Annotated in this window: 8 protein-coding genes and 1 pseudogene; all 9 read right to left on the bottom strand. The window is 55.9% G+C overall.

Annotated elements, in window-relative coordinates:
• Positions 1-32 precede the first annotated feature (32 nt).
• Positions 33-395: a hypothetical protein gene (locus ACWR1S_RS14305; protein WP_454563949.1), complete on the bottom strand. Its 363-nt coding sequence runs from the start codon at positions 393-395 to the stop codon at positions 33-35.
• 139 nt (positions 396-534) lie between these two features.
• Positions 535-825 (bottom strand): hypothetical protein, encoded by a 291-nt coding sequence (locus tag ACWR1S_RS14300; RefSeq protein WP_454563948.1) that lies wholly within the window; start codon positions 823-825, stop codon positions 535-537.
• A 68-nt stretch (positions 826-893) separates the two neighbouring features.
• A pseudogene (locus ACWR1S_RS14295) lies at positions 894-2,086 on the bottom strand (IS4 family transposase).
• A 244-nt stretch (positions 2,087-2,330) separates the two neighbouring features.
• Positions 2,331-2,579 (bottom strand): hypothetical protein, encoded by a 249-nt coding sequence (locus tag ACWR1S_RS14290; protein ID WP_454563947.1) that lies wholly within the window; start codon positions 2,577-2,579, stop codon positions 2,331-2,333.
• 4 nt (positions 2,580-2,583) lie between these two features.
• Positions 2,584-13,803, bottom strand: coding sequence for a two-partner secretion domain-containing protein (locus ACWR1S_RS14285; RefSeq protein WP_454563946.1), 11,220 nt, complete (start codon positions 13,801-13,803; stop codon positions 2,584-2,586).
• A 430-nt stretch (positions 13,804-14,233) separates the two neighbouring features.
• On the bottom strand, positions 14,234-14,977 hold the full coding sequence (locus tag ACWR1S_RS14280) for a hypothetical protein (RefSeq protein ID WP_454563945.1): 744 nt from the start codon (positions 14,975-14,977) through the stop codon (positions 14,234-14,236).
• A 148-nt stretch (positions 14,978-15,125) separates the two neighbouring features.
• Positions 15,126-15,533: a hypothetical protein gene (locus ACWR1S_RS14275; RefSeq protein WP_242206202.1), complete on the bottom strand. Its 408-nt coding sequence runs from the start codon at positions 15,531-15,533 to the stop codon at positions 15,126-15,128.
• Positions 15,534-16,343: 810 nt separating this feature from the next.
• Positions 16,344-16,646 carry a hypothetical protein gene (locus ACWR1S_RS14270; protein WP_242206204.1) on the bottom strand — a complete coding sequence of 101 codons (303 nt, stop codon included), beginning with the start codon at positions 16,644-16,646 and terminating at the stop codon, positions 16,344-16,346.
• A partial coding sequence (locus ACWR1S_RS14265) for a DUF637 domain-containing protein (protein WP_454563944.1) occupies positions 16,646-25,986 on the bottom strand: 9,341 nt, incomplete at its 5' end. The genes ACWR1S_RS14265 and ACWR1S_RS14270, both read right to left, overlap by 1 nt.

Genomic DNA, 25,986 nt, shown 5'->3' with positions numbered 1-25,986 from the left:
AAACGCCCCGATAGAGTTCGGGGCGTTTGGTTTTACGTGGGCTCATCGTCCCAGAAATTTCCGGCGGGTGCGTATTGTCCATCTCGGAAAACAGCGCACCAACCAAAGCTTCGGTAGAACATTTCAAGATCGATGATCTGGTAAAGGCCTTCGCTAATGTTGCTTAAGGTAATCAGACTGTTTGCATAGTGGGTGTATTGACCACCCGCCCCGGCAACCGCCCGTCGCTCCAGATCCTCACGATTCCAGCCCGATACGATCCCGGATGATTCAGGGACCGTATCCGAGAAGAAAATTTTGAACTGCGTTGAAACCTTGCATAGGCAGGGAATCCGTTGCTGCCTGAGCAAGTCATCGGAGATGAGGTTGTCAGGGAAATGAATGTTCAATTTCAAATGGCTCAGGCTCCGATAAAACTGGTAAAACTGGGAAGGCGGGAAACGGGGACAGACCACGTTTTTTGAATAAATTGCAAAGCCGTGGTCCGCCCCCCCTTGTCTAAACGTGGTCTATCCCCAATTTATCTAAAGAGATTTATTGAGCTTTGCCATTCAACTTTCTTACAAACTCTTCAATTACATTCGAGATGAGTTCTCTCTCCTCGGGAGAGACTAAAATATTCATGATTTGCTCATCACAAGTGCGGTCATAAATATCAAAACCCATCCAGCCTTCAGACCAAAACTCTACAGTTGCCAGTTTCCCAAAGCCTTCCAACTCTATTCGTTCCAAGTCACCAAAATCTCCGCCTGCGAATTTTGAGCTCGTCACAGTGTAGCCTTCGAGCAGAGGCATAATTTTTATTTCAAACTGAAAATAATCCATATCCCCCTCCCTTTCTATCTAAGATTTTAAGCTAACACGGGGACAGACCCTGAGGGATCCCCACAAATCTACTCCAGGCTCTGCGCCTGATGATGCACCTCATCAAGCAGAGCTTTCTCCAATGTTTCCCAGTCTCCGCTGCCTCCGAACTCTATGCATCTACACCAATACTCCAGGCCCAGTCGCCACAATGAGAGCACTCGTCGTTCTCTGAGACTGTTGCTTTGATAGCGCCGCTCAAGGTTACTTTTTCGAGCCTGAAGTCCCGTTAAAAAGAGCAGGTAATTGGCGAGAGCGGCAATCAACAGCAGTATCTCAATACGATGCAGGCAATGGCTTCGATGTAGATTCAGACCCAATCCCAAGTGCTCACTTTTCACATCCCTGAAGCCCTCCTCAATTTGCATACGGCGTTTGTAAACTGCCACGATTTTTGCCGGATTCCATTCGTTCTGAGCCAGGTTGCTGGCCAGCAACAATGGTTCACGCTCGCGTCTGGCGGACTGTCGACTGAGCTTACTCTGGCAATTGAACCCGTGACGCGTTGGTGTTTGCGGCCCTTGGCGCAGTGTCGTACGCAGTACAGGTCGATGAAGTGTGGGGCGCTTCGCGTCATCTCGACACGCCCAAGTGCCTTGGGTGAGGCGGCGGCCAATGCATACAAATTCTTCACGGGTTGCCAGTCAGTTTGATCGCGACGATAAAGTTCGCGATTCCTTATCCGCGCGACGTAATACCAGCCTTGCGCGGCGACAGCCTTCATCCATGGTCGCCGAAAACCCGCATCGGTGACCAGAATCGGAACGCAGCCATCTGGTAGCAATTCGGCCAGTGTTTTGAGTAGACGATTTTGATACTTGGGGCAGCTCTCGCGCTCATGAACGCTTTCATAAACGGGAAATGAGCGCCCCGCCAGAGGGATCGATGCTCTCAGCAAAAAGGCTGTGCCTGAAGCGTCAATTCGAGACCAGTCGACCAGGATCAAAGGATGGTTCAACGAACCCAGCAATGCCCGGAGCATTACCCAATAGAACAATGGGCGCTCTGACCTCAAGTGTTGATTGCCCAGCAAGCGATCCACGCGCTTGATCGAATGCTTGGGGTAAGCACGCCCCTTTATGAAGCGCCCAAGAGCGGTCAGTGTCAGGCGACGTCCATGCAGTAACGAACTGACACAACTCATCAGTGATGTCAGGCGGCGAGAATGGATAGAGGGCAGTGCTTGAGCGAGCGCTCTGTGTAAAAATCGGATGGCCTGCATGGGTTCGGTTTCTTGTATTTGTGTGGTGCAAACCAAGTTGCCGACTCATGCAGGTCTCTTCAATATTCCAACTTCTTGATTTTCTGTAAGAAAATTCGGGGATCCCTCAGGGACAGACCACGTTTTCAGAGTGCTTTCTAAACGTGGTCTGTCTCCATTTATCCCGCCGTCCCCATTTATCCCTCGTGCGCAGAGCCTGGAGTAGATTTGTGGGGATCTCTCGGGCGGTCCCATTTACTTCCAATTATTCAAATTCGATGGAGTCGAGAATTTTTTGTAGTTTGGCGGGATCAGCTGCACCACCAAAATAGTATTCATTCCCGCCCAAATCCTTCAAATCGTCCGGGGTTCCCTTCCAGTAGAGGACGAAGAATTTTTCATCCAGCAAATCTTCCATAGCCCCTCCGTCCTGAAATGACGACACCCGAATGTAGGGCCCATAAATATTGTCAATGCACACAACAACACGTTTGCCAGTTACTGAATCAATCATAGTTTCAATCCCACTTTATACTGTTGAACCAGTCGAGTTCCTCCTTGGTTGGTGCCCGCTTGTCTCCCTTATTATTCACTGCATCCTCAAACCTTATCGGTCTTGTCTTTCCCGAAACATAGGGATTTAACTCTGTTTCCTTTACCCGCGTTCGCGTCATATCAAATTCAGTACCGTCTTTGTACACGATTTTTATTGCTGGTTCTCCAGCCTGCCCACCAAGACGCGTTTCGTTTTTTGTAGTTCTTGTCGTTATGGTTCCAATCTCCTTGGGCTTAGCCGAGGCATTGCCCGGTATAAGGCCAATCCCCAGCTTGACCATATCCGCAACGAATCGTGTGAGCTCACCTCCGCTGAGCGACTTCACGACAGAAGCCATCGAACCGGTAGAGTTCAAATTGCCCGCCTGAATATCACCAACCCAGGCAGCTTCTCCTCCCCTTCCTTCAGTCCTTAATTCTTTGATCAGGTCCGAAAATTTACGATCATCGTCTGCCAACTCATTCGCAATTTTACGGCAGTTTTCAATTGACTCTCTACAAACCGCATCGCGATCCAGTTCTCGCTGCTTGTTAAGCGCTTCGTATCTATCTCGAACAGCTTGCTTTTCCGCATCGGTGTCTTTGCTTTCTATTTCGGCCAGCATCTCTTTCACCTCACGGTGATAGAGATAGTTATACGTCGTAGCATTCCCCGCGATGGTCGCCCCTAGCTGGGAGTCGCCATCCACAGCAGCGGCCGCCAACACACCAGTTAACTGCGACAGCATCACCTGCATCTGATCGTTGCCACCAGCGAACTTCACAAGGACATTCATCGCCGCTTCGTTCAACCCGGCAGCTGCCGCACCGGTAGCAAAATCCCCACCCGTTGCTTCGGAGAGCAAGCCCCCCATCAGCGCATGTGCGACAACTTTTACTACGCCGCCTTCCGGGAATTTGATTGTTTTATCGCCAACAAAGTTGAACCCGGTCGCCATAGCGACACTGCTCGCCTCTCCTAGCAACGCCGCTCCAAAGTTGTCACCAAAGCTACCTCCACCAATAGTGGTGGAAATACCGCTGGAGATAATCGCGCGCCCCGTCGTGCGGATAGCGACATCGGTAATGTTACTGCTGGTCAGGATATTTGCTGTTTTGCTGCCGCCAGCCGCAAACCAGTTGGTGTCTGCATAGTCGAGCATGCCCGCCGTAAACCCGGCGATAGCCGCATTTTTCAAGCTTCCGGCACTGAAGGTCTCCTTGAATGCGGCGCCGAGATCACCCTTGTTATTAATGGTGCTGGTAACGCCCGTTGTTGCCAGACTTGTGGCGACTGCCCCACCGAAGCCACCGCCGACCAGGCCCAGCCCTGCCGGTCCCATCACGAAGGACATCATGATGGCGATTGCGATTTGTGCTGCCGGGCCCAGTCCCGAGTTCTCGTATTTGAAAGACTCGTGAATCTCCTTCACCCGCTGCCAATCCACGTCCCCCCGGGCCTCGGCATCTTTCAACCAGGCCAGCTGCGGATCCGCCTTGACCATAGCGTCGATGGTCTGGCTGACGGACTGCTGATTCACATCTTTGATGTCGATTTTCAGGCCATCGACCGCCTTGATAACGATATTGCCCTTGGCGATCATCTGGGTTTGGCGCAAGGTCTCGTCGGTATTGCCGCGACCTTTAGAGGACACCCAGCCAGCGCTGTTGTTGGTCTTGGTATGGTTTTCGTCATGGAGGTCCTTGCCCCCCTGAAAAGTAATCGCCCCGCCACTGTCCAGCGTGATGTCGTTGCCACTCTCCAGTTTGGCGACCTGATACAGCTGATCACCCTTGCTCGACAGCGTCAGATTGCCACCGGCCTTGATTTCGGAGCCGACGTGCTTAATGTCGGTCACCTCGTCGTGCTGCATCTTCAGCTTGCCGAAGCTGCCCTTTTTCTTCATGTCATACAGCGAGTAATCCGTATCTTGCGCGGCCAGGAGTTCGAGACGCTCCCCCGCAACCAGGTAGGCTTCATCACCCGCAGTAACGCGGCTGGAAATCACACTGAGGTCTTTGCCCGCATCGAGTTTGACGTCGCCACCCGCGGTAATACCGGACATAACCTGAGTGATATGATCCTCCTGACGCTTCTCTTTCTTATTCTTGGATTTAGAGTGTTTTTCATCCGCCGCCGAGCTGATCACCAGATTCTCGGCAGCCTTCATCGACACATCACGCTTGGCATCGATCTCACTGGCAATCACATTGATGTCGCGCTTGGCCTCGGCCTTGAAGTCACGTCCGGCATCGATATCGGCGGCCAGTTGAGTGATATCGCTGCTACTTGCCCTTGAACCCAACGAAACACTGTTATTGACCTGCACGGACGAAACATTAACGTCGCGCCCGGCATTCAATGCCATGTCCTGACCGCTGCGCATCACACCACCGACAATGTTGATATCGTTGGCCGCTTTGACGGTCAGGTCGTTGGCCGCCTCGATCCGCGCTGCGTTATCGGCAAAATCCTGATGCCGGGTGACGGTGCCGTACTGGTCGTCCATCGAGGTGATGGTTCGTTCGTTGATCACATCGCCCGTGCGCGTGGTCAGGCTGACGTCCTTGCCGGCAATGATGCCGCCGGCCTTGTTGACGATGTTGTTGGTGGCCAGCAAGTCCAGACGGTTGCCCGCTTCGATCGAACCGCTGTTGACCAGGTCCTTGCCCGCTGTCGCGGACAAGTTGTTGGTGGCCTTGAGCGTGCCGACGTTGTCGAGGTTTTCCCCGGCGATCAGCGTCACATCCTTACCGGCAATCAACGCACCGGTCGGGCCGAGACGGCCATTGGCCTGGGCCAGATAAACCACCGGCACCAGCACCTTTTCGCCATTCACTTCGTGCTCTTCGAGCCAGACGATGTCGTGGGTCAGCGCCGCGACTTGCTGCGACGTCAGGCCGACGCCGACCGACAGGTTGAGTGCGTCCTTGCTGGCGATGGCGTTGTTCATCAGGTACTTGAACATGCCCTCGTTGGAGGTCTGGCCATCGAGGAAAGCCTGGCCGGTGCGCGCGGTGACGGCTTGCTGGATCAGGCGTTGTTCATAGAGGCCATCGCCCAGGCGTTTGGCGCTCTGGTCGGGGTTGTAGCCGAGTTTTTCCAGCAGGTAATCCGAGCTCATGAACGACTTGAGGTCGGTGAGTACCGGGTTGGTTTCGATCAGGTATTTGTGCGGGTTCGAGGGCGCTGTGGTGTCCGGCAGGCCAGTGACACGCGTGACCGGACGAGTGTCGATCGACTCTTTGATGTCGTTACCGCGGCTGGGCTTGCCCGAGCCGGCAGAACTCTCCGGCACTTTTGCATCGACGGTACTGGCGACTGCCTGAACCATACTTGGCGTACGGTGGAATGTATCGACGGCACGGGTGCTGTCGGACACTGGCGCAGGTGCATCGATGAACAGGTTGCGCGGCCCGCCGCTGCTGGCGGCGATCATATGGTCCTGGGCATTTACCGACTCACTGCCAACCGTCCACGTCGGTGCTGGGCCAATGTTGCCGGCAGTGACGCCACTGCTGCCCTGCCCGCTCAGACGGAACAAACCGTTCTCGCCCGTCGGCAGAGAGAAACCAGGCAGGCTCAGCGGATTGACTTGCTGTTGCGCAAGGTCCGGCGGCAACTGGCTGTTGATGCGCACAACGACGGTGCCGCTGTTTCCGACCGTGGTATTGGCAACTTTGTTGGTACCACCGGTTGAGCTGTAGCCCTCATGGATAACGCTGTTTTCAACTTCCCGTGTGGCGGTGATCGAAACGTTACCGCCTGCCTGGATGACCGCATTGCGGCTGGTGGCTGTACCGGCGGCGCCCTTACTGTCGACAGGCCTTTCAACAGGAATGCCTTTCTGGAACTGCGCCAGTTCGCTCGGTAATGCAAGTAGATTATTGGGGTCGAAGAGCGATGGCGTTGAAGTCTCAAAGCCAGCGCTCAATCCGGACAACGCCCGGCCGTATTTACGATTGCCGACGTTCGCTCCCGTCTCGCTGTCTACCAGTAAAACGCCTCCACCCACGGTCGTTGCTGTCGCTTTGCGGATTTCACTTTGCGGATCCAGGTAATACACATACGGAAAATCAGGGTTGTTGCGCTGGTTGTAAGGCACCACAACATTGGCAAAGAACCGTCCCGTGCCACCATCGGTCATATCAGCGGCGTAATGACGAGTAACTTCGATAGTGCCGTTTATTGCACCGATGTTCTTCAGACTGTCGGCGTTGATGGTGATATTGCCACCCGCTGCCACGGTACTTTTGCTGTTGAGGAACGTACCGCCCTGAAACAGGAAATCCTTGCCAACGTTAAGTATCGAAGAGGCGCTGTTATCGGTGTCGACACTTTGATAAGTCTCACGAGTGTCCAGAAAAACGCTGTAGTTATCCCCGACACAATCACCGCAGCTTCCCGCAATAAATCCCGATATCAGTTTACGTTCGTAGGGCGCCGACGAATCTTCCGTACGGTTTTCAAACACATCGGCACTGAGCGTAAACCCGCGCCCGCTTTCCATCGAGCCGGAAATGTTGTACACCCCCGCTGCCCTTGCCGCGCCGCCATACCCGCCGATCACCACATCGCCCAGACCGTAGAAATCACCGTGCTGGTTGGTCAGCGTGCTGACGCCGAGGGTCATGTTGTTGCCGCTGAAAATCAGCCCGCGATCGTTGAGCAACGAAGGCGTATTGATGATGAGGTTCTGCGCCGCGCCCAGGGTGCCATTGTTGACAACACTGCCCGCGTTGATCGTCAGGTCTTCGCTGGAGGTCATGCGTCCGGCGTTGCTGAGTTGCCCGCCAACATTGACGGTCGACGTGGCACCCACCGCGAAGCTGCCGCCCGCCGCAACGTTCATCTGCGCGACGGAAAGGTAAGCGCCGCGCTGACTGGTCAAGCGGCCGCTGCCGGCGTAGGTTCCGCCGATTTGCATATCGAGGATGCCATCACTGGCGATCAAGCCATCGTTGGTCCAGTTGCCGCCACGGATCTGCAGGGAATCGGAAGCCAGCAATTTGCCGCTGGCGGTCTGGCTGAACTGCCCGACGTTAACGTTCAGGCGACCGGCCTGAATGACGTTGGAGTTGCTCCAGCTGTCGGCATTGAGTTCCAGCAGCCCGCCGGTGACGATGCTGCCGCCCGCGCCGATGACATTGGCGGTGGAGATGTCGAACTTGCCGCGCCCGACGTGGTTGAGTTGCCCGCCCGCATTGAGGAGGCCGCCGACGGCCAGGGTCATGTCGGTGTTGGCGGTTTCCAGTACACCGTTACGGTTATCGAGCAAACCGCCGATCTGGAACAGGGTTTTGCCGGTGTTGCCCAGCGAACGCAGACGACCATTCTGGTTGTCGACGCTGGCAGCTTTTACGCTCAGTTGGGTATCGCTTTCGATGACACCCGTGCCGTTACGCAACGCTCCGCTGAGACCGAAGTCGACGCGGTTGGCAGCGATCTGCCCGCCAGCGTTTTCCAGATTTGAACCGGTGACGCCCAGCAACCCTTTCGAATACAGCACGCCACTGCTGTTATCCAGCGCCGCCGCGGTAATGCTGCTGTCGGCCGACTGCGCGGAAATGCGCCCACCATTGTTGTTCAGGCCAGCCAATGCAGTAAGCGTCAGACCCTGCGCCTGAATGATGCCGCCCTGGCGATTGTTATTGAGGTCAAAACCGTTGCGCAGCACACCCACTGTGCGTGCTTCCAGTGCACCCTTGATGCTGGACAGCGTGCCGCCACGGTTATCGATGTTGGCCGCTGTGACAAAAACATTGCCGCTTTGCGCGATGACCTTGCCGCTCTGGTTGTCGAAGTCACCGCTGACTTCGAGGGTCAACGCACCTTCGCTCTGAATCGAACCTTTACCGTTGCGCAGGCTGGCTGCGTTCAGTTGCACGCCGGCCTTCTGGCTGTAGATCAGACCGTCGGCGCTGTTGTCGACGGCACCCGTTGCAGTGATCTGCAACTGGTCGTTCGCCGCGACGGTGCCCTTGTTGCTGTTGTCCAGCGAAGCGGTGCGCGCCTCCAGTGTTTTCTGGCTGGCGATCTGGCCGCTCTGATTGCGCAGATCGGTCACGCCCTTGATCAACATCGCGCCGCTGCTCGCCAGTTTGCCGGCGTTGTTGTTCAGCTCGCCGCTCAGGTTGAGGGTAAGCGTAGCGTTGCTGGCGATCTGGCCGCCGTTGTTGTCCAGACGTGTGGCCGTGGCCGTGAACGCCTGTTCAGCATTGATTGAGCCGCCGGCATTGGTGAACCCTGTGCTGACGACATCCAGTGCCGCGCCACTGAAAATCAGCCCTTGGCTGTTATCAAGTGCGCCGCCCAGCGTCAGGACTTGCCCTGCGCCACTGCTCAGATTGCCCTTGTTGCGGTTGTCGAGGCTACCCGCCTTGACGTTCAGATTGCCTTGGGCGACAACGGCCCCGGCGTCACTGTTAAGCAGCGCATCCTTGAGGTCGACCGAGACATCGGCGAATTTGCTGGAGAGCGTGCCGCCGTTGCGGTTGTCCAGGCTGTCGGCGTTGACGGTGAGTCCCTGCCAACCGGAGATCAGGCCTTTCTGGTTGACCAGCTCGGTGCCACGCAACAGCAGTTTTTCACCGCTGATGATTTTGCCGGCGCCGTTGTTCACCGCTTGAGCAATCAGATCGAAACCGAGGTTGCTGGAAATCTCACCGCTCTGGTTGTTCACGTCACGCAGACGTTTGAGTGTCAATGGTCCTTGAGCCGTGAGCACACCGCGCTGGTTGTCGAGATCGCCATTGGCCAAATCGAGAATGACGGCTTTGTCACCCACCAGGCGTCCGCCGTTCTGGGTCAGGGAGGTCAGCTTCAGATCGATGTCACCGCTGGCGGAAACTTCGCCGCCGTCGCTGGAGTCCAGTCCGGTGGCGGTCAGCGTCAGCTTGCCTTGGCTGTTGATCAGACCGCTATCGCGGTTGTTCAACTCGGCGCTGGTGATCTCGAGAGATTGCGCCGCACTGATCAGGCCTTTATTGTCATTGCGCAGCAGACCGTCCACGGTCAGGCCGAGGTCGCCACGGCTGACCAGGTTGCCGCCGCTGTTGTTCAAGCTTGCGGCATGCACGTCGATGGTGGCTGCACCGATCATGCCTTTGACGTTGTCGAGTGCGGCCGCGATGCGCAGGGTCAGGCCCTGATTGCTCAGAAGCTTGCCGTTGCTGTTGTCGAGGCTTTGCGCGGTCAGGGTCAGCGCTTCGGCGCTGGAAATGGTGCCGCCCTGATTGTTGACGCCGTTGAGTTGCTTGAGCAGCAGCGTGCCCGGCGCGTTGATCAATCCACCGACGTTGTTCAACTGGCCATGGTTCAGGTCCAGGCTCAGCTGCGTGTTGCTGAACAGTTTCCCGCCCTGTTGATCAAGCCCGCTGACAGAAGCCGTCAGCGCGTTCTGACTGCCGATACTGCCGTTACCACTGTTGGTGACCTGGCCGGCAATGAGGTTGAGGGTGTCGGCGCTGCTCAATTGACCGTTGCTGTTATCGAAGGCGCCGGTGGTCACGGTGACCGCGCCTTTACCGCTGAGCGTGCCCTTTTGACGGTTGTCGAGGCTGGCACTGTCGAGGACGAGCGCGCCATCGGTAACCACTTGCCCGCCTTGGTTGTCGACACTGCCGCTGCTGTACAGCGTCAGATCCGCCGCGCTGGACAGGCTGCCACCGGCATTGCTCACTTGTGCAGTGTTGACCGTCAGCGTGCCTTCGCTGCTGACCTTGCCCGAGGTGTTATCAAGGGCGCCAGCGAGGTTCAACAGCATGCCTTGCTGACTGAGCAATTCGCCGCCGTTGTTCACCAGCGAGCGCCCCTGCAGATTGAACTGCGAACCGGCATCGATCAGACCTTTGGTGCGGTTGAGCACTTCATCGACGGTCAGGGTCAGCGCCTTGCCGGCGAAGATTTTGCCGCCGTCGCTGTTATCGAGTTTTTTACCGGTAACCCGCAAATCGCCGTTGCTGCTGATCTCGCCGCCGCGATTGTTCAGTTCAGCGACGGTCAGGCTCATGTCTTGGCTCGACCCCAGCAGACCGTTCTGCCGGTTATCGAGTTGATCGGCCTCCAGTTTGAGAACGCCGGTGGCGATCAACTGACCTTTCTGGTTGATAACGGTTTTTGCCTGCACGCTGGCATCGGCCTTGCCGGCGATATTGCCTTCACGGTTGTCCAGTTCGTCAGCGCTGACGGTGAGTTGGCCGTCAGCGATGACGGTACCGAGCTGGTTATCCAGGGTCTTGTCGGTGGTGAGCAACAACTCGCCGCGACTGCTGATCAGGCCTTCGTGGTTGTCGAGACTGCCGCTGTGGCTGTCCAGCGAGGCGACGGAGATGACGCCTTTGAGGTTGCTCAATGCCGCCGCAATGCGCAGCATCAGGCCCTGCTGACTGAGCAGTTTGCCGTTGCTGTTGTCTAGGTCATGCGCGGCGAGCGTGAAGGCTTGCTGGCTGGAGATTTCCCCGCCCTGGTTGCTCACGCCGTTGAGGTTTTTCAACAGCAGCGTGCCGGGCGCATTGATCAAACCGCTCTGGTTGTTCAACTGGCCGTGATTCAGATCGAGGGTCAGATCAGTCTTGCTGAACAGCTCACCGCCCTGTTGATCCAGCCCGGTGAGCGAGACATCCAGTGCTTGCTGGCTGGCGATGCGGCCAGTGGCGTTGTTGACCTGCCCTGCCTTGAGCGTCAGCGCCGCTCCGCTGGAAAGTTTGCCACCCTGGCTGTTGTCGAATCCGCCGGTCTCGACCCGGCTGCTGCCTTGGCCGTAGATCACGCCTTTGCGGCTGTTATCAAGACTGCCGCTGTTGAGGGTCAGCGCGCTGTCGGTGTTGATCGAACCGGCCTGATTGAGCAACGCGCCAGTGCTGGTGAGTTTCAGGTTGTCGGCACTGCCAAGGCTGCCGTTGCTGTTGTCGATACGCGCAGCATTGACAGTCAGCGTGCCGTCGCTGCTGATCGCGCCGAGCGAATTGGTCAGCGCGTCATCAAGGGTAATCACCAGACCGTTGAGGCTGCCGAGATTGCCGCCGCTGTTGTCCAGCGTGGCGCCGGTGACTGTTACCGCGCCTTTGGAGGCTGCAATCAAGCCTTTGCTCTGGTTGATCAGTTTGGTGACGCTCAGCCCAATGTTGCTGCCGGAGAGGATTTTGCCGCCATCACTGTTATCCAGACGCAGGCCTTTGACGTTCATCAGCAGGCTGCTGGAGATCTCGCCGCTGCGATTGTCGACGTCGTCGACCGAGAGTGTCAGCGCTTTTGTTGTGCCGACCAGCCCGCCGTTGCGGTTGTCGAGGGTCTTGCCAGTCAGGCTCAGATTGCCTTGGGCAACCAGCGCACCACCCTGTTGTTGCAGCAGGCCGATGGTGGCCAGCAGGTCGCCCTGACTGGAAATCCGTCCGGCCGCGTTTTGAATTTCCGCAGCCGTAAGGTTGACGGGGCCGACCGCACTGACCAGACCAGCGCTGTTATCCAGCCGGGTGCCGAAGTAAGTCAGGCCAGCCTTGCCGCTGATCACGCCTTTTTCGCGGTTATCCAGTTGCGCGACATTCACGGTCAACTGCTGGTCGGCCTGAATCACCCCGCCCCGGTTGTCTGCCGTGTCGCCGCGCAGAGCCAGCGTGCTGTTGCCAGTGACTTTACCTGCGCTGTTCAGCAGCGTGCCGGCCTGCGCATCAATCGCGCCTTTGGCCGAGATGTCACCCTTGTTGCGGTTGTCGAGTGTGCCACTGATGCGTGCAGTCAGGCTGCCATCGCTGACCAGCGCCCCGGCTTCACGGTTGTCCAGGCTGGCAGCTTTCAGATTCAGCGAACGCCCCGAACCGAGCACGCCGTCGCGGTTGTCCAGCGCACCGCCGAGATCGATATTCAGGCCCAGGTCACCGAGAATCTGCCCGCTGCGGTTATCGAGCATGCCGCCAGTGACGGCGATGTTCTGCCCGCTGAGCGTGCCGCCCTGGTTGTTCAGGGTTTGCGCGGAGTTGATGGTCAGGTTGCGGCTGGCGGTGAGGCTTTTGCCGGTATTGTCGAGGTTCTGCGCAGTGAGACTCAGATCGCCACTGGCATTGCGGCTGCCGTCGGCGTTGACGCCCGCTTCGATGGTGCCGGCGTTCGTCAGTCGACCACCAGCGCTGAGGCTGATGCTGTCGCGCGCCGCGAGGGTCTGACGGTTGGTCAGGTTGCCTTGAGTCTGCACATTGAGCGCGGTGCCTGCATAGATTGCGCTTTGGGTATCGAGGCTGGCAGCCTTGACGTTGACGGCGCCAGTGGTCGAGGTTTCTGCGAGGCTCAACTGGCCGTTGGCATCGAGCTGAATATCGCCGCCGCTGGCAATCAGTTTGCCGTCGAGCTTCACCCCGACCCCGGCCTCGGTGCCGACCAGTTTGATCGCGCCGGCGTACATACCGCCGAGGGCCGAAGAGTCGATCGCCAGTTGCGGTTTGCTGCTGCCGTCATCGGCGCGGGCGGTGGCATTCAGGGTTTGTGCGTTGACGTCGTTGCGACCGGCCACAATCGTCAGGTTCTGCGCCTGAATCTCGGCGTTGATCTTCGCGCTGCGGGTGATGATTTCGAAACGGTCGACGTTGGTCGCGTTGAGGCCCGCGCCCTCGATGGCCACCGAACCCTGATCAACCTGAAAGCGATCCAGCCGACCGTTGTCGAGCACCGGTTTGCCAGTGGTCAGGGTTACCCGTGGCGAGTTGATAAAACCGCAACCGTTGCAGGTAATGCCATAAGGGTTGGCAACAATGACCCGCGCCGACTGCCCCGCCACTTCGGTGTAGCCGCGCAACTGGCTCGGATTACCGCTGATGACTTCGTTGAGAATCGCCTGTGCCGAACCGCTGTTTTTCAGGTTCGGGTTATCGATGATGTGGCCGCCCAATTGGGTGAGATTATTCTGCGTCGAGCCGTTGTTGAGGATCAGCCCCTGCGCGCCGACGTTGTAATCGTGGAACTGGTTATGCGACAGACCGCTGGCATTGGGCGTGGCGATGTTGATGATCGGCACGCCGTTGCCGGCGCGGTCCAGCGAGGTATTGGGGTTGGCCACCACGATGCCGTCGGCCTGCGCCCACATCGGTTGCCAGAACATGACGTTCGCCAGCAGGAACGCGAGTCCGCGCTTGGGCATGCCCAGGAAACGTTCGTGGTTTTTTTCGGCAGCAGAAGGCTGACTGGCCAGAAGAGCCAGTTGAAGGACGTCCATATCAGAATCTCGGGGCGGGCAACGGTCGGGGAGGAAATCCACGCAAAAACCGACCGGCAAGGCAGACGATGTCAGCGGATGCGATCGTTCAGGAATAAGCGAATGTCACGTCGACGGCAGGCGGGCTAGGCGTGACGAAGCGGTGATATCAATATAGTGGCACTATTGTAGAGAGGCATAATTCTGGCGTCAATTAATGGATGAGACTCGTGCTTCACGATGCCTGAGCCCAATTGGCTGCCAGCCGAACGTTGCGTTCGGCTCAATAAATTCTGGAGAAATGGGGACAGGCCACATTTTTTTAACGTGGTCTGTCTCCATTTGTCCCCCTGCCTCCTTGACATGCTCAGCGACCCAACGGGCGGCGGGGTAGGCTTGGTTTATAGCCGTGGGCACCAAACGAACATCTGCGCCGACACCTGTTCATCTATTACCCACCCAACGAATTACCGGTTTTAGCGTTTAGCCACATTATTGCTTCGGCGCATCCATTCTCGGCGGCTTTGTTGAGATACCTGAGCTGTTCTTCATTAAGGTTTGGCGTCGACATTTGAACCGATAAGCGCATATAAAGGTTGGCGCGAAAGCTTCTTTCGTCTAGCGGTACGATCGTAAATAAAGATCGTCTATCGCTGAAGATATTACATGTCGGTAGCATTGTCGGTTGAGGGTAGTATTTTTTATAAATGGTTTCATTTTTAGGAAGGGCCTCGATGAGTGAGCGGAACCCAGGCGTTTTAACCTCATCGGAGCATTCGAAAAACATTAGTAATCCCGCCGGAGTAAATCCATTGCTCAAACTGGACCTCAGCAGGTTGCAGGTTTCTTCTTCGGAAAGTTGAACGATCGACGACATAAATACTAGACGATACTGCGCAGCTGGGTTGCCATCCTCAGCTGAGCGCTTGAGCAAAGGCATTCCTTCTTTTAAAAGCGCTTGCACTTCATCCTTATATTGTTGTTTCTTTTGTTCAGGGAATTTCTCGTTAATAGGTAACTGATCACGAGCAGCGTACAAATTGCTAGTCAGTTCATCAATTTTCACCAGGTAAGGTAGCGCCTTGAAGTACAGTGCTTCACTTTCTTCGGATATTTTAAAGTTGCTTGCGTTTGCGAGGGCTATAAAAAAAACGGAAGCAATAGCGAAACATATCTTGATTGAAATTTTTAACACTTAAAACGTCCTTTTTCACTTTCGTTAAGATTAAAGGCAAAATGGGTGAAACGGGGGATAGACCACGTTTTCGGAGTGCTTCTGAACATGCTCTGCCCCCATTCGAGCCAGGAAGCGTTTGATAATAAGAAAAACTCGTCAGCTCGCTTTACTTCAGCGGCCCCAACACGTCATTGGTGAAAAATCGTGTATTCTCCTCCGAGGCTGGCTCCATTCCAAAGTAGCAATTACCAAACTCGAATTTCTTGGCCACTTCCTTCGAGAACGCAAAAAAAGCACCAACACCATCGACATCCGCCAACCCGTCATCATCCTCATCAAAACTAATATCAAGATCAAAACCACCTTGATACTTAAGAATTCGAATGAGTGCCGAGTTTACGCTCACATCTATAAACTTCAGACTTCGAACATTGATAAGTACACTCACTGCGCCATTGAAATCAAGTGCGGCGTCGACAGCATCAAGCTCAAGCTTCCCATCGTTCCAGACTGAAAAAACCTCTGAACACTCAGCGCCGATTACTGAGGCTGCATTGGTAATAACTGTTTCCAACAAGGGCAAACCACATTCTGTTTGACGTTCTCAAATACGATGTCTAATAGCCCAGCCATGGTGCCCTCCTTCAATCAACGGACCCTTTGAAGAGTTGAACGGGTAGAACGGGGACAGACCACGTTTTCGGAGTACTTTCTAAACGTGGTCTGTCCCCATTTATCCACAGAGAAGAAAGCTGGTTAACCACCATGCTTGTTCTGTTGCCTGGCTTTCCATATCCCGTGGATCGTTTTGATCACCAGGTAAACCACTGCCGCCATCGCGTAGGCTCCAGCACCTTTCAGTACACGCCATACGCTCTCATAACTGTACAACCAGACTCCGTCTTTCAGAAAAACGAAAATCGCACCGCACAACACGGAGATTAAACCCACTGCAACAAACAGCAGATAACAGAGGCTGGAAGCCAGAAGAAAGGTTCCCACTCCTATTTTTTTTGGACTCACTTTTTACCCACCACAGTTTGAATCCAGTCTGAAAGCGCTTCAGATCCATAAGAACCGCCCATGTTGCCCAAAACCGATGATGTGGATTCCCGCACAATGGGTTTCAACATATTCGAGATCACGGGTCCCCCTTAGAAAACCGAGAGTTGTGCCGGCAACTGATCCTACTACTGGAGGGATCGAATCCTCCCCCTTTATCACGCTACCTGTCAGAGAGCCGCCGCCCCCTGCAGTCTGGGGTAAAACGGGGACAGACCATGTTTTCGGAGTGCTTTCTAAACGTGGTCTGTCCTCATTTGTTCCCTGCAATTTCCGGGAGATAAACGGGGACAGCCCATTTACCTCTTCAAAAGCACATTGCTTAAAACCCCAAAAAAAACACGATCATATAAAGGCCGAATGCAAATGACGCCAACAGCGCACGCCACTCCGGATTTGAACTCTTCCCCAAACTACTGGGACCTATGGCAATTCGACGGCCGCACAAGTAGTTCCATACGCCCTGACCAAACAAAATCTGAACAACGACCATTGTAAAAAAACGCTTGAAGCTTCCATCAAATCTCAGCACCGCGTTAGCAAAACTGGCACCCAACAAAATCAGACCTACACAGTTGGGATATTTGAATAAAAGCCCCACCAAAAAACTCATACGCCCGGGCATTAAAACTCCCCCTTTGCCAATTTATCCCAAACTTTTGCCAGCCCCAAAGCGTTTGATATTCTGCCTGCCGTGATTTCATCCACGCCTTTCGATCTCGCGTAACGTTCAAATCCGATACTTAACACAGTACTTGTCACAGCGGTGACTGTTTCGTCATTGAGATAGCCCGCAAGTAGTGAAGCTGCCATTGATGTATTTGACATGGTCACCGAGATACCTGCAGGGGTAAAAATCGCCAGGAGCGAGGTAAGGTCCGAGACATCGCTGGCCATCTTCACATTCGCTGCCCGGATCCATTTGAGCGTATTGATATCGCTTAAATCAATGTTCGCTCCGGACGCAATGCATTCTGCAGTAGCACACGACTGAAATTTCGGAGTATAGAGCTTTCCGTCGATAGCTATCGGCACTCTGTAGCCACCGTCTTCGTCCAGAGGATAGCCAGTCAAAGCGTCTCGTTTACCCGGTCCGCTCGGTGTCTTCGACCAATCATGCTTGTCATTCAAAGAGCCGAATCCTGTCTCGGCCGATAGTGCCCATGAGTACGCACCAGTACTTTCTTTGATAAAGGCAATAATGTCTCTATCAGCAGGTGCAAAGTTCTGCAAATACATGCCATTGCCCAAATCAATCCAATTGCCACCGGTATCGTAGATCCCGCCGCTTGGCACGACTATGTCTGTTGCGGCCGTGATATTAGTGCCATTGACAGAGGACAATCTCAGTTGTGCTTCAATCTGCTCAACCGTGTATTTGCCACCACTACGCGCGGCCAATTGGGCAGCAAGGTCCTTGTCTTCCTTGTGTAATTGACGGTTGAACTGCGTAGCAAACTTTGTGACCCAGGCGGCATTCGCCAATGTGTTTGCAGTGACATTCTCTTGAACCGAGCCGGCCAGAACTCCAATGATTTGAGAACTCATCGTCAGGAGATTCGGATCGCCTTTAACCAGATTATCCAGGTAACCAATCAATGCTTCGTTTGCACCGGCGGCAAGCGCACCCGTCGCAAAATCACCTCCGGTCGCCTCGGCAAGGAGCCCTCCTACCATTGCGTGAATGACAACCTTTGTCGCAGATCCGTCATCGATGACATCTTTGGTGAGATCACCTACAAGATTGAAACTGACTGCCGCCAATGTATTGAACAACGCAGTTTTCAGTACATCGCTGACATTTGCATTGCCACCCAGAGCCTTGGTTATCAGTGCAGACGTACCGCCCTGCAATACTTGACTTCCAGCGAATTGCCCCACACCCGTCCAAGTGGTCAATGGCGGTGATATCACTTTGTTGGTAACTGGATCGACTTTTATGCCTGTCAGGTCATTCAAATAGGCAGAGGTCAACCCTGCGGTGAGACCGGAAATAACGTATCCCTGCAGAGCGTCGGAGGAAGTAACGTCAGCAAATACCGCTCCAAGATTGCCACCATTATTGATAAAGCTGACCGACGCATTTGTTGCCGCACCGGAAGCAACGGCAGCAATACCAGCTGCCCAAGCCGTTCCAACTGTTCCGCTCAAGGCACCGAGAACCGCCGGTCCAACCACTGCGGCCATGACGATCGCGATGATCATTTGCGAAGCCGGACCGAGACCTGAATTGTCGTATTTGAACGACTCGTGAATTTCTTTGACCAGCCGCCAGTCGACGTCACCCCGTGCTTCAGCATCTTTCAACCAGGCCAGTTGCGGATCAGCCTTGACCATTGTGTCGATGGTTTGACTAACGGATTGCTGGTTGACGTCCTTGATATCGATCTTCAGTCCTTCAACTGCTTTGATCGTGATTATCCCGCCTGCCGTCATATGGGTCTGACGCAGCGTTTCATCGGTATTACCCTTACCTTTCGATGACACCCATGCCGCGTTATTGTTGGTTTTCTCGTGGCTTTCCTGATGCAGGTCTTTCACACCTTCAAATGTAATGGAGCCACCGCTGTCCAGAATGATGTTCTTGCCACTTTCAAGTTCCGCCACTTGATACAGCTGGTCGCCCTTACTTTTCAGGGTCAGGTCACCTCCAGCCGAGATTTCGCTGCCAATATGAGTATTCTTGGTCACTTCGTCACGTTTGGTTTGAAGCTTGCCGAAACTACCCTTTTTCTTCTTGTCATAGAGCGAATAGTCAGAGTCTTGCAATGCAAGTATTTCGAGTTTGTCGCCTGCCGCCAAATAGGCTTCGTCACCTGCGGTAACCCGACTGGAGATCACGCTGAGGTCATTGCCTGCGTCCAGCTTGACGTCGCCACCTGCCGAAACCCCGGACATGACCTGGCTGACATGATCTTCCTGACGGGTGACTTTTTTGTTTTTGGACAGTGAGTGTTCTTCATCCGCAGCCGACGTGATGACGATATCGCCGACTGCCTTCATCGTCACATCACGTTTGGCATCGATTTGACTGGCAATGACATTGATATCGCGTTTGGCATCAGCTTTGAAATCGCCTCCAGCATCAATTTCAGCGCCCAATTGGGTCACATCGCTGCTGTTGTGCTTCGCGTCCTGGTAAACACTATTGGATACTTGCACCGAGGATATATTCAAGTCACGAGCGGCATTCAGCACCATGTCGCGACCACTTTGCATGACACCACCAAGAATGTTGATGTCCTGAGCAGCTTTAACAGTAAGGTTATTCGAGGCTTCGATTCTTGCAGCGTTATCGGCATAGTCATGCATCTGAATGCCAAATCGGGTGGCATTGGCAGAAGTCGTTATCGTCCGGGTGTTAAGCACGTCCCCTTTGAGGGTGGTCAGGCTGACATCGCGACCTGTAATAATCCCTCCAGACTTGTTGACGATGTCATTGGTCGCCAATAGATCCAGACGATTACCTGCCTCAATCAACCCGCTGCTGACCAGATCCTTACCCGCCGTCGCCAACAGATTATTCGTGGCCTTCAACGTACCGACGTTATCGAGGTTTTCACCCGCAATCAACGTCACATCACTACCGGCAATCAACGCCCCGGTTGGACCCAGGCGGCCATTGGCCTGCGCCAGATACACCACCGGCACCAGCACCTTTTCGCCATTCACTTCGTGCTCTTCGAGCCAGACGATGTCGTGGGTCAGTGCCGCGACTTGCTGCGACGTGAGGCCGACGCCGACCGATAGATTGAGCGCGTCTTTGCTGGCGATGGCGTTGTTCATCAGGTACTTGAACATGCCCTCGTTAGAGGTCTGGCCGTCGAGGAAGGCCTGACCGGTGCGCGCAGTGACGGCTTGCTGAATCAGGCGCTGCTCGTAGAGACCATCGCCTAGGCGCTTGGCGCTCTGGTCGGGGTCATAGCCGAGTTTTTCCAGTAGGTAGTCGGAGCTCATGAACGACTTGAGGTCGGTGAGTACCGGGTTGGTTTCGATCAGGTATTTGTGCGCGTTGGACGGTGCCTTGGTGTCCGGCAGGCCGGTGACGCGGGTCACCGGGCGGTTGTCGATCGAGTCTTTGGCGTCGCTGCCAACGCTCGGCGTGCGACGGAATGTATCGACTGCGCGGGTGCTGTCGGAGACCTGAGCCGGCGCGTCAATAAACAGATTGCGCGGGCCGCCAGTGGTCGCGACGGCCACATGGTCCTGAGCACTGATCGCGCCACTGCCGACAGTCCAGGTCGGCGCTGGGCCGTTGCCGGACGACGCGGTGCTGCTGCCCTGCCCGCTCAAACGAAACAGGCCGTTTTCACCGTTGGGCAGGGAGAAGCCCGGCAAACTCAGCGGATTGACTTGCTGCTGCGCGAGGTCTGGTGGCAGCTGGCTATTGATACGGATAACCGTGGTGCCACTGCTGCCGACTTTGGTGTCGGCAACTTTGTTGGTTCCGCCAGTTGAGCCGTAGTCCTCATGGATAACGGCGTTTTCAATGGTCCGAGTGGCCGTGATCGCGACTTTGCCGCCTGCCTGGATAACCGCATTGCGACCGGCAACAGTGTTCGCGCCGTCCAAGGGACGCTCTTTATCATCGGTCAGCGTGAACCCCTGCAATCTGGTGGGCATTTCCACGAGGTTGTTGGGGTCGTATTGGGATTGAGGACTGGTGTTTCCCCATGAATATCCGGACAGGGTCAAGGAGGAGACGGACTTGTTGGTTACCGTATCCTTGATTTCGACGACATAGGTCGTGCCGCCATCATGGCCAGGCTCTCGCCCTTTCGCCGATGAAACGACACCTCGGGCAAAATTCCCGCTGCCGTCGATGTAATAGACGTTCGGAAAGTCCGGGTTATTGCGCTGGTTGTAGCCAATCACCTCAGGCATGAAGACATTGAAAGAGCCAGAATCAATTGCGCCAGTACGGTAGGTACGGGTGCGCTCGATGCTGCCGCTGACCGCGCCAACGTTCCTCAGGTTATTGGCATTGATGGTGATGTTGCCGGAAGCGCTGAGCGTACTTTTGCTGTTGAGGAACTCACCGCCGTTGAAGACGAAATCGCCACCGGCAGTCAGCAAGGAAGAGGCCGTGGTGTCGTTGTCCTGACCACCCTCGAAGACTTCACGAGCAATGAGATTGACGTCGTAAGTGCCGCCCGAACAATCGCCACACTGAACGGCGATAAACCCGGAAACCAGCTTGCGATTCAGGGCAAAGTTTTGGGTACCGTCGTCACCTGACGTGCGGTTGGCGAAGTTGGCAGCGTCGATCTTGAAGGTTTTGCCGCTCTCCATCGAACCTGACAGGTTCAACACCTGGCTAGCTTGCGCGGTGCCGTAACCCTTTATGGTCACGTTTCCCAGCCCGTAGAAATCACCGTTCTGGTTAGTGAGATTGCCGACGCTGAGCGTCATGTCATTGCCGCTGAAAATCAGCCCGCGATCGTTGAGCAATGAAGACGTGTTGATGGACAGGTTCTGCGCCGCACCCAGACTCCCGTAGTTGGCAACGATGCCAGCGTTGACGGTCAGGTCTTCGCTGGAGGTGATGCGCCCCGAGTTGATCAGTTGCCCGCCGACACGGAGAGTCGAGGTCGCGCCTGCGGCAAGACTGCCACCGCCACCTATGTTCATCTGTGCAACGGTCAGTTCGCTGCCAAGCAGGCTGGTCAAGCGGCCGCTGCCGCCATAACTGCCCGACAACTGCATGTCGATAATGCCGTCACTGGCGATCAGTCCGTTGTTGGTCCAGTTGCCGCCCCGGGCCTGCAAAGACTCCGAAGCCAGCAGTTTGCCGCTGGCGCTCTGGCTGAATTCGCGCACGTTCACGTTCAGGCGACCGGCCTGAATCGCGCTGGTGTTGTTCCAGCTATCGGCATTGAGTTCCAGCAGGCCGCCGGTGACGATGCTGCCACCCGCGCCCAGCACATTGGCCGTGGAGATATCGAACTTGCCGCGACCAACGTGGTTGAGCTGCCCGCCGGTATTGAGGAAGCTGCCGACCGCCAGGGTCAGGTCAGTGTTAGCGGTTTCCAGTACGCCATTGCGGTTGTCGAGCAAACCTGCAATCTGAAATGCGGTTTTGCCGGTGACGCCCAGCGAGCGCAGGCGCCCGTTCTGGTTATCGAGCGTTCCCGCTTTGACGCTCAGTTGTGTGTCGCTTTCAATGACGCCCGCGCCATTGCTTAGCGCACCACTGAGGCTGAAATCGATGCGCTCGGCGGCAATCTGGCCTCCGCTGTTATCGAGGCTTGCGCCGGTAACGCCCAACAGCTTTTTCGCATAAAGCACGCCACTGTCATTAGTCAGCGCTGCCGTGGTGATGCTGCTGTCTGCCGCTTGCGCCGAGATCCGCCCGCCGTTGTTGTTCAGGCCAGCCAATGCCGACAGCGTCAGGCTCTGCGCCTGAATGATGCCACCCTGACGGTTGTTGTTCAGGTCGAAACCATTGCGCAGGACGCCAACCGTGCGCGCCTCCAAGGCACCTTTGATGCTCGAGAGCGTGCCGCCACGGTTATCGATGTTGGCCGCTGTGATCAGCACATCGCCGTTCTGGGCAATGACTTTGCCGCTCTGATTGTCGAAGTCGCCGCTGATCTCCAGGGTCAGACCGCTGTCGCTCTGGATCGAGCCTTTGCCGTTGAGCAGGCGGGCCGCTTTCAGTTGCGCATCGGCATTCTTGCTGTAGATCAGGCCATCGGCCTGGTTGCTGACGGCGCCCGTGGCGGTGATCAGCAACTGGTCATTGGCGGCGACGGTGCCCTTGTTGCTGTTGTCCAGCGAACCGGTGCGCAGGTCCAGATTTTTCTGGCTGGCGAGCTGACCGTTCTGGTTGTGCAGATCGGTCACGCCCTTGATCAGCAGCGGGCCGGCAGCCGCGAGTTTACCGGCGTTGTTGTTCAGCTCACCGCTCAGGTTGAGGGTGATCGCATCGTTGCTGGCGATCTGTCCGCCGCTGTTGTCGAGGCTTGAAGCCGTGGCATTGATGATCTGCTGCGCATTGATAGCGCCGCCGATATTGCTGAACGCGGTGCTGACGATATCCAGCGCCGCACCGCTGGCAATCAGGCCGCCCTGATTGTTATCAAGCGCACCGGCCAGCGTCAGGGTCTGCCCTGCTCCACTGCTGAGGTTGCCCTTGTCGCTGTTATCGAGACTGCCGGCGTTGATGCTCAGATTGCCCTGCGCGACCACCGCGCCCGCGCCGCCGTTGAGCAGCTTGCCGCTGAGATCAACGCTGACATCGGCGTATTTGCTCGACAGCGTACCGCCGTCGCGGTTGTCGAGGCTGTTGCCGTTCACCGCCAGCGCTTGCCAGCCGGACAGCAGACCTTTCTGGTTGATCAAATCCGTGCCGCGCACCAACAGTTTTTCACCGCTGATGATTTTGCCGGCGCTGTTATTTATGGCTCGGCCGATCAAGTCAAAACCGAGGTTGCTGGAGACTTCGCCGTTCTGGTTCTTCAGATCGCGCAGATGCTTGAGGGTCAGCGGGCCTTTGGCGGTGAGCAGACCGTTCTGGTTGTCGAGGTCGCCGTTGGCCAGATCCACGGTGAGCGATTTGTCACTCAGCAGTCGCCCACCGTTCTGGGTCAACGAGGTCAGTGTCAGGTCAACGTCACCGTTGGCGGAGACTTCACCATCGTTGCTGGAGTCAAGACCAGTCGCCTTCAGCGTCAGGTTGCCTTTGCTGTTGATCAAACCACTGTCACGGTTATTGAGCTCGGCACTGTCGATGTGCAGCGTTTGTGCAGCGCTGATCAACCCTCTGGCGTCGTTACGCAGTTGGCCGTCGACGGTGATGTCCAGATCGCCACGACTGATCAGGCCACCACCGCCGTTGTTCACGCTTCCCGCGCGGACATCAATGGAAGCGGCGCCGATCATGCCCTTGACGTTATCCAGTGCTGCGGCAATGCGCAGAGTCAGGCCCTGATTGCTCAAAAGATTGCCGTTGCCGTTATCCAGACTTTGCGCGGTCAGCGTGAAGGCTTCCGCGCTGGAAATCGTCCCGCCCTGGTTGTTGACGCCGTTGAGTTGTTTGAGCAGCAGCGCGCCGGGGGCGTTGATCAAACCGCCGTTGTTCAACTGACCGTGATTCAAATCCAGGCTAAGACGCGTGTTGCTGAACAGCTTGCCGCCCTGTTGGTCGAGCCCTGTGACCGAAGCTGTCAGAGCGCCTTGACTACCGATAATGCCGTTACCGGCATTGGTGACCTGAGCGCCGATGAGGTTCAGGGTGTCGGCACTGCTGAGCAGGCCGTTGCTGTTATCGAATGCGCCGGTGGTAACGGTGACTGCACCTTTACCGCTGAGCGTGCCCTGCTGACGGTTGTCGAGGCTGCCGCTTTCAATGACGAGTGCACCATCAGTAACAACCTTGCCGCCCTGGTTCTCGATGCCACCACGGCTGACAAGCTTCAAATCGGCGGCACTGGAAAGACTGCCCTGGACGTTGTTCATCTGTGCGGTGTCGACCGTCAACGTCGATTCACTGCTGACCTTGCCCTGAGTGTTATCGAAGGCGTCGTCGGCGGTCAGGTGCATGGTTTGCTGACTGCGCAATTCACCGCCGTTGTTGGCCAGAGTGCGCGCTTGCACAGTCAAGAGCGTGCCCGCATCGATCAGGCCTTTGTTGCGGTTGAGCACTTCATCGATGGTCAGCTTCAGCGCCTTGCCGGAGAACAGCTTGCCGCCATCGCTGTTGTCGAGTTTTTTACCGGTGAGCAGCAGATCGCTGTTGGTGCTGATTTCGCCGCCACGGTTATCCATTTCACCCACGGTCAGGGTCATGGCTTTGGTTGAACCCAACAGACCGTTTTGACGATTATCAAGTTGACCGGCGTTGAGTTTGAGCACACCGGTGGCGATCAACTTACCGTTCTGGTTGTCGGCGTTCTCTGCCAGCACGCTGACGTCCGATTTGCCGGCGACGTTGCCGCCACGGTTGTCCAGAACACCAGCCGTAAGCGAGAGCTGACCGTCGGCAATCACCGTGCCCGACTGATTGTCCAACGTCTTGTCGGTGGTCAACAGCAACACGCCGCGACTGCTGATCAGGCCTTCGTGGTTATCGAGACTGGCGCTGTGGCTGTCCACAGAGGCGCCGGAAATCACACCTTTGACGTTGTTCAATGCTTGCGCCATGCGTAGCGTCAAGCCTTGTTGTCCGAGGAGTTGACCATTGCTGTTGTTGAACAGGCCAGTATCAATCCGGCTGTTTTGTTTACTGATGATCAGGCCTTTTTGACTGTTGTCCAGGCTTGCACTATTGACGGCCAATAGGCTATCGGTGCTGATCGAACCTGCCCGATTCAGCAATGCTCCCGAGCTGGTGATCGTGAGCTTGCCGGCACTGCTCAGGTTGCCGGCGCTGTTATCGATACGCCCGGCGTTGAGGGTCAGCGTACCTTCACTGCTGATGACGCCGCCAGCATTGGTCAGCGCATCATCAAGCGTAATCACCAAGCCATTGAGACTGCTGAAATTGCCACCGCTGTTGTCCAGCCTTTGGCCGGTCAGGGTCGTCGCGCCTTTGGCGGTGATCTCGCCCTTGTTGCGATTGTCTAGCAAGCCACTGACGCGCAGCGTCAGACCACCATCGCTGACCACCGAGCCCGCATCGCGGTTATCGACACTGGCGGCTTTGAGGTCTACCGCCCGCCCGGAACCGAGCACGCCATCACGGTTGTCCAGCGCTGCGCTCAGATCAATATTCAACCCGAGATCGCCAAGAATCTGACCGCTGCGGTTGTCCAGAGCCCCGCCGGTGAGGGCGATGTTTTTTGCACTGAGCAAACCGTTCTGGTTGTTCAGGGTGGCGGCGTTGACCGTCAGATTGCGGCTGGCGAGCAAGCTCTTGCCGGTGTTGTCCAGATGCTGAGCGGTCAGGCTCAGATCGCCGCTGGCATTACGGCTGCCGTCGGCGTTGACGCCCGCTTCGATGGTGCCGGCGTTCGTCAGTCGAC

The sequence above is a fragment of the Pseudomonas sp. AIG genome (assembly GCF_977020205.1).
This window is presented reverse-complemented; position numbering and strand designations above follow the sequence as displayed.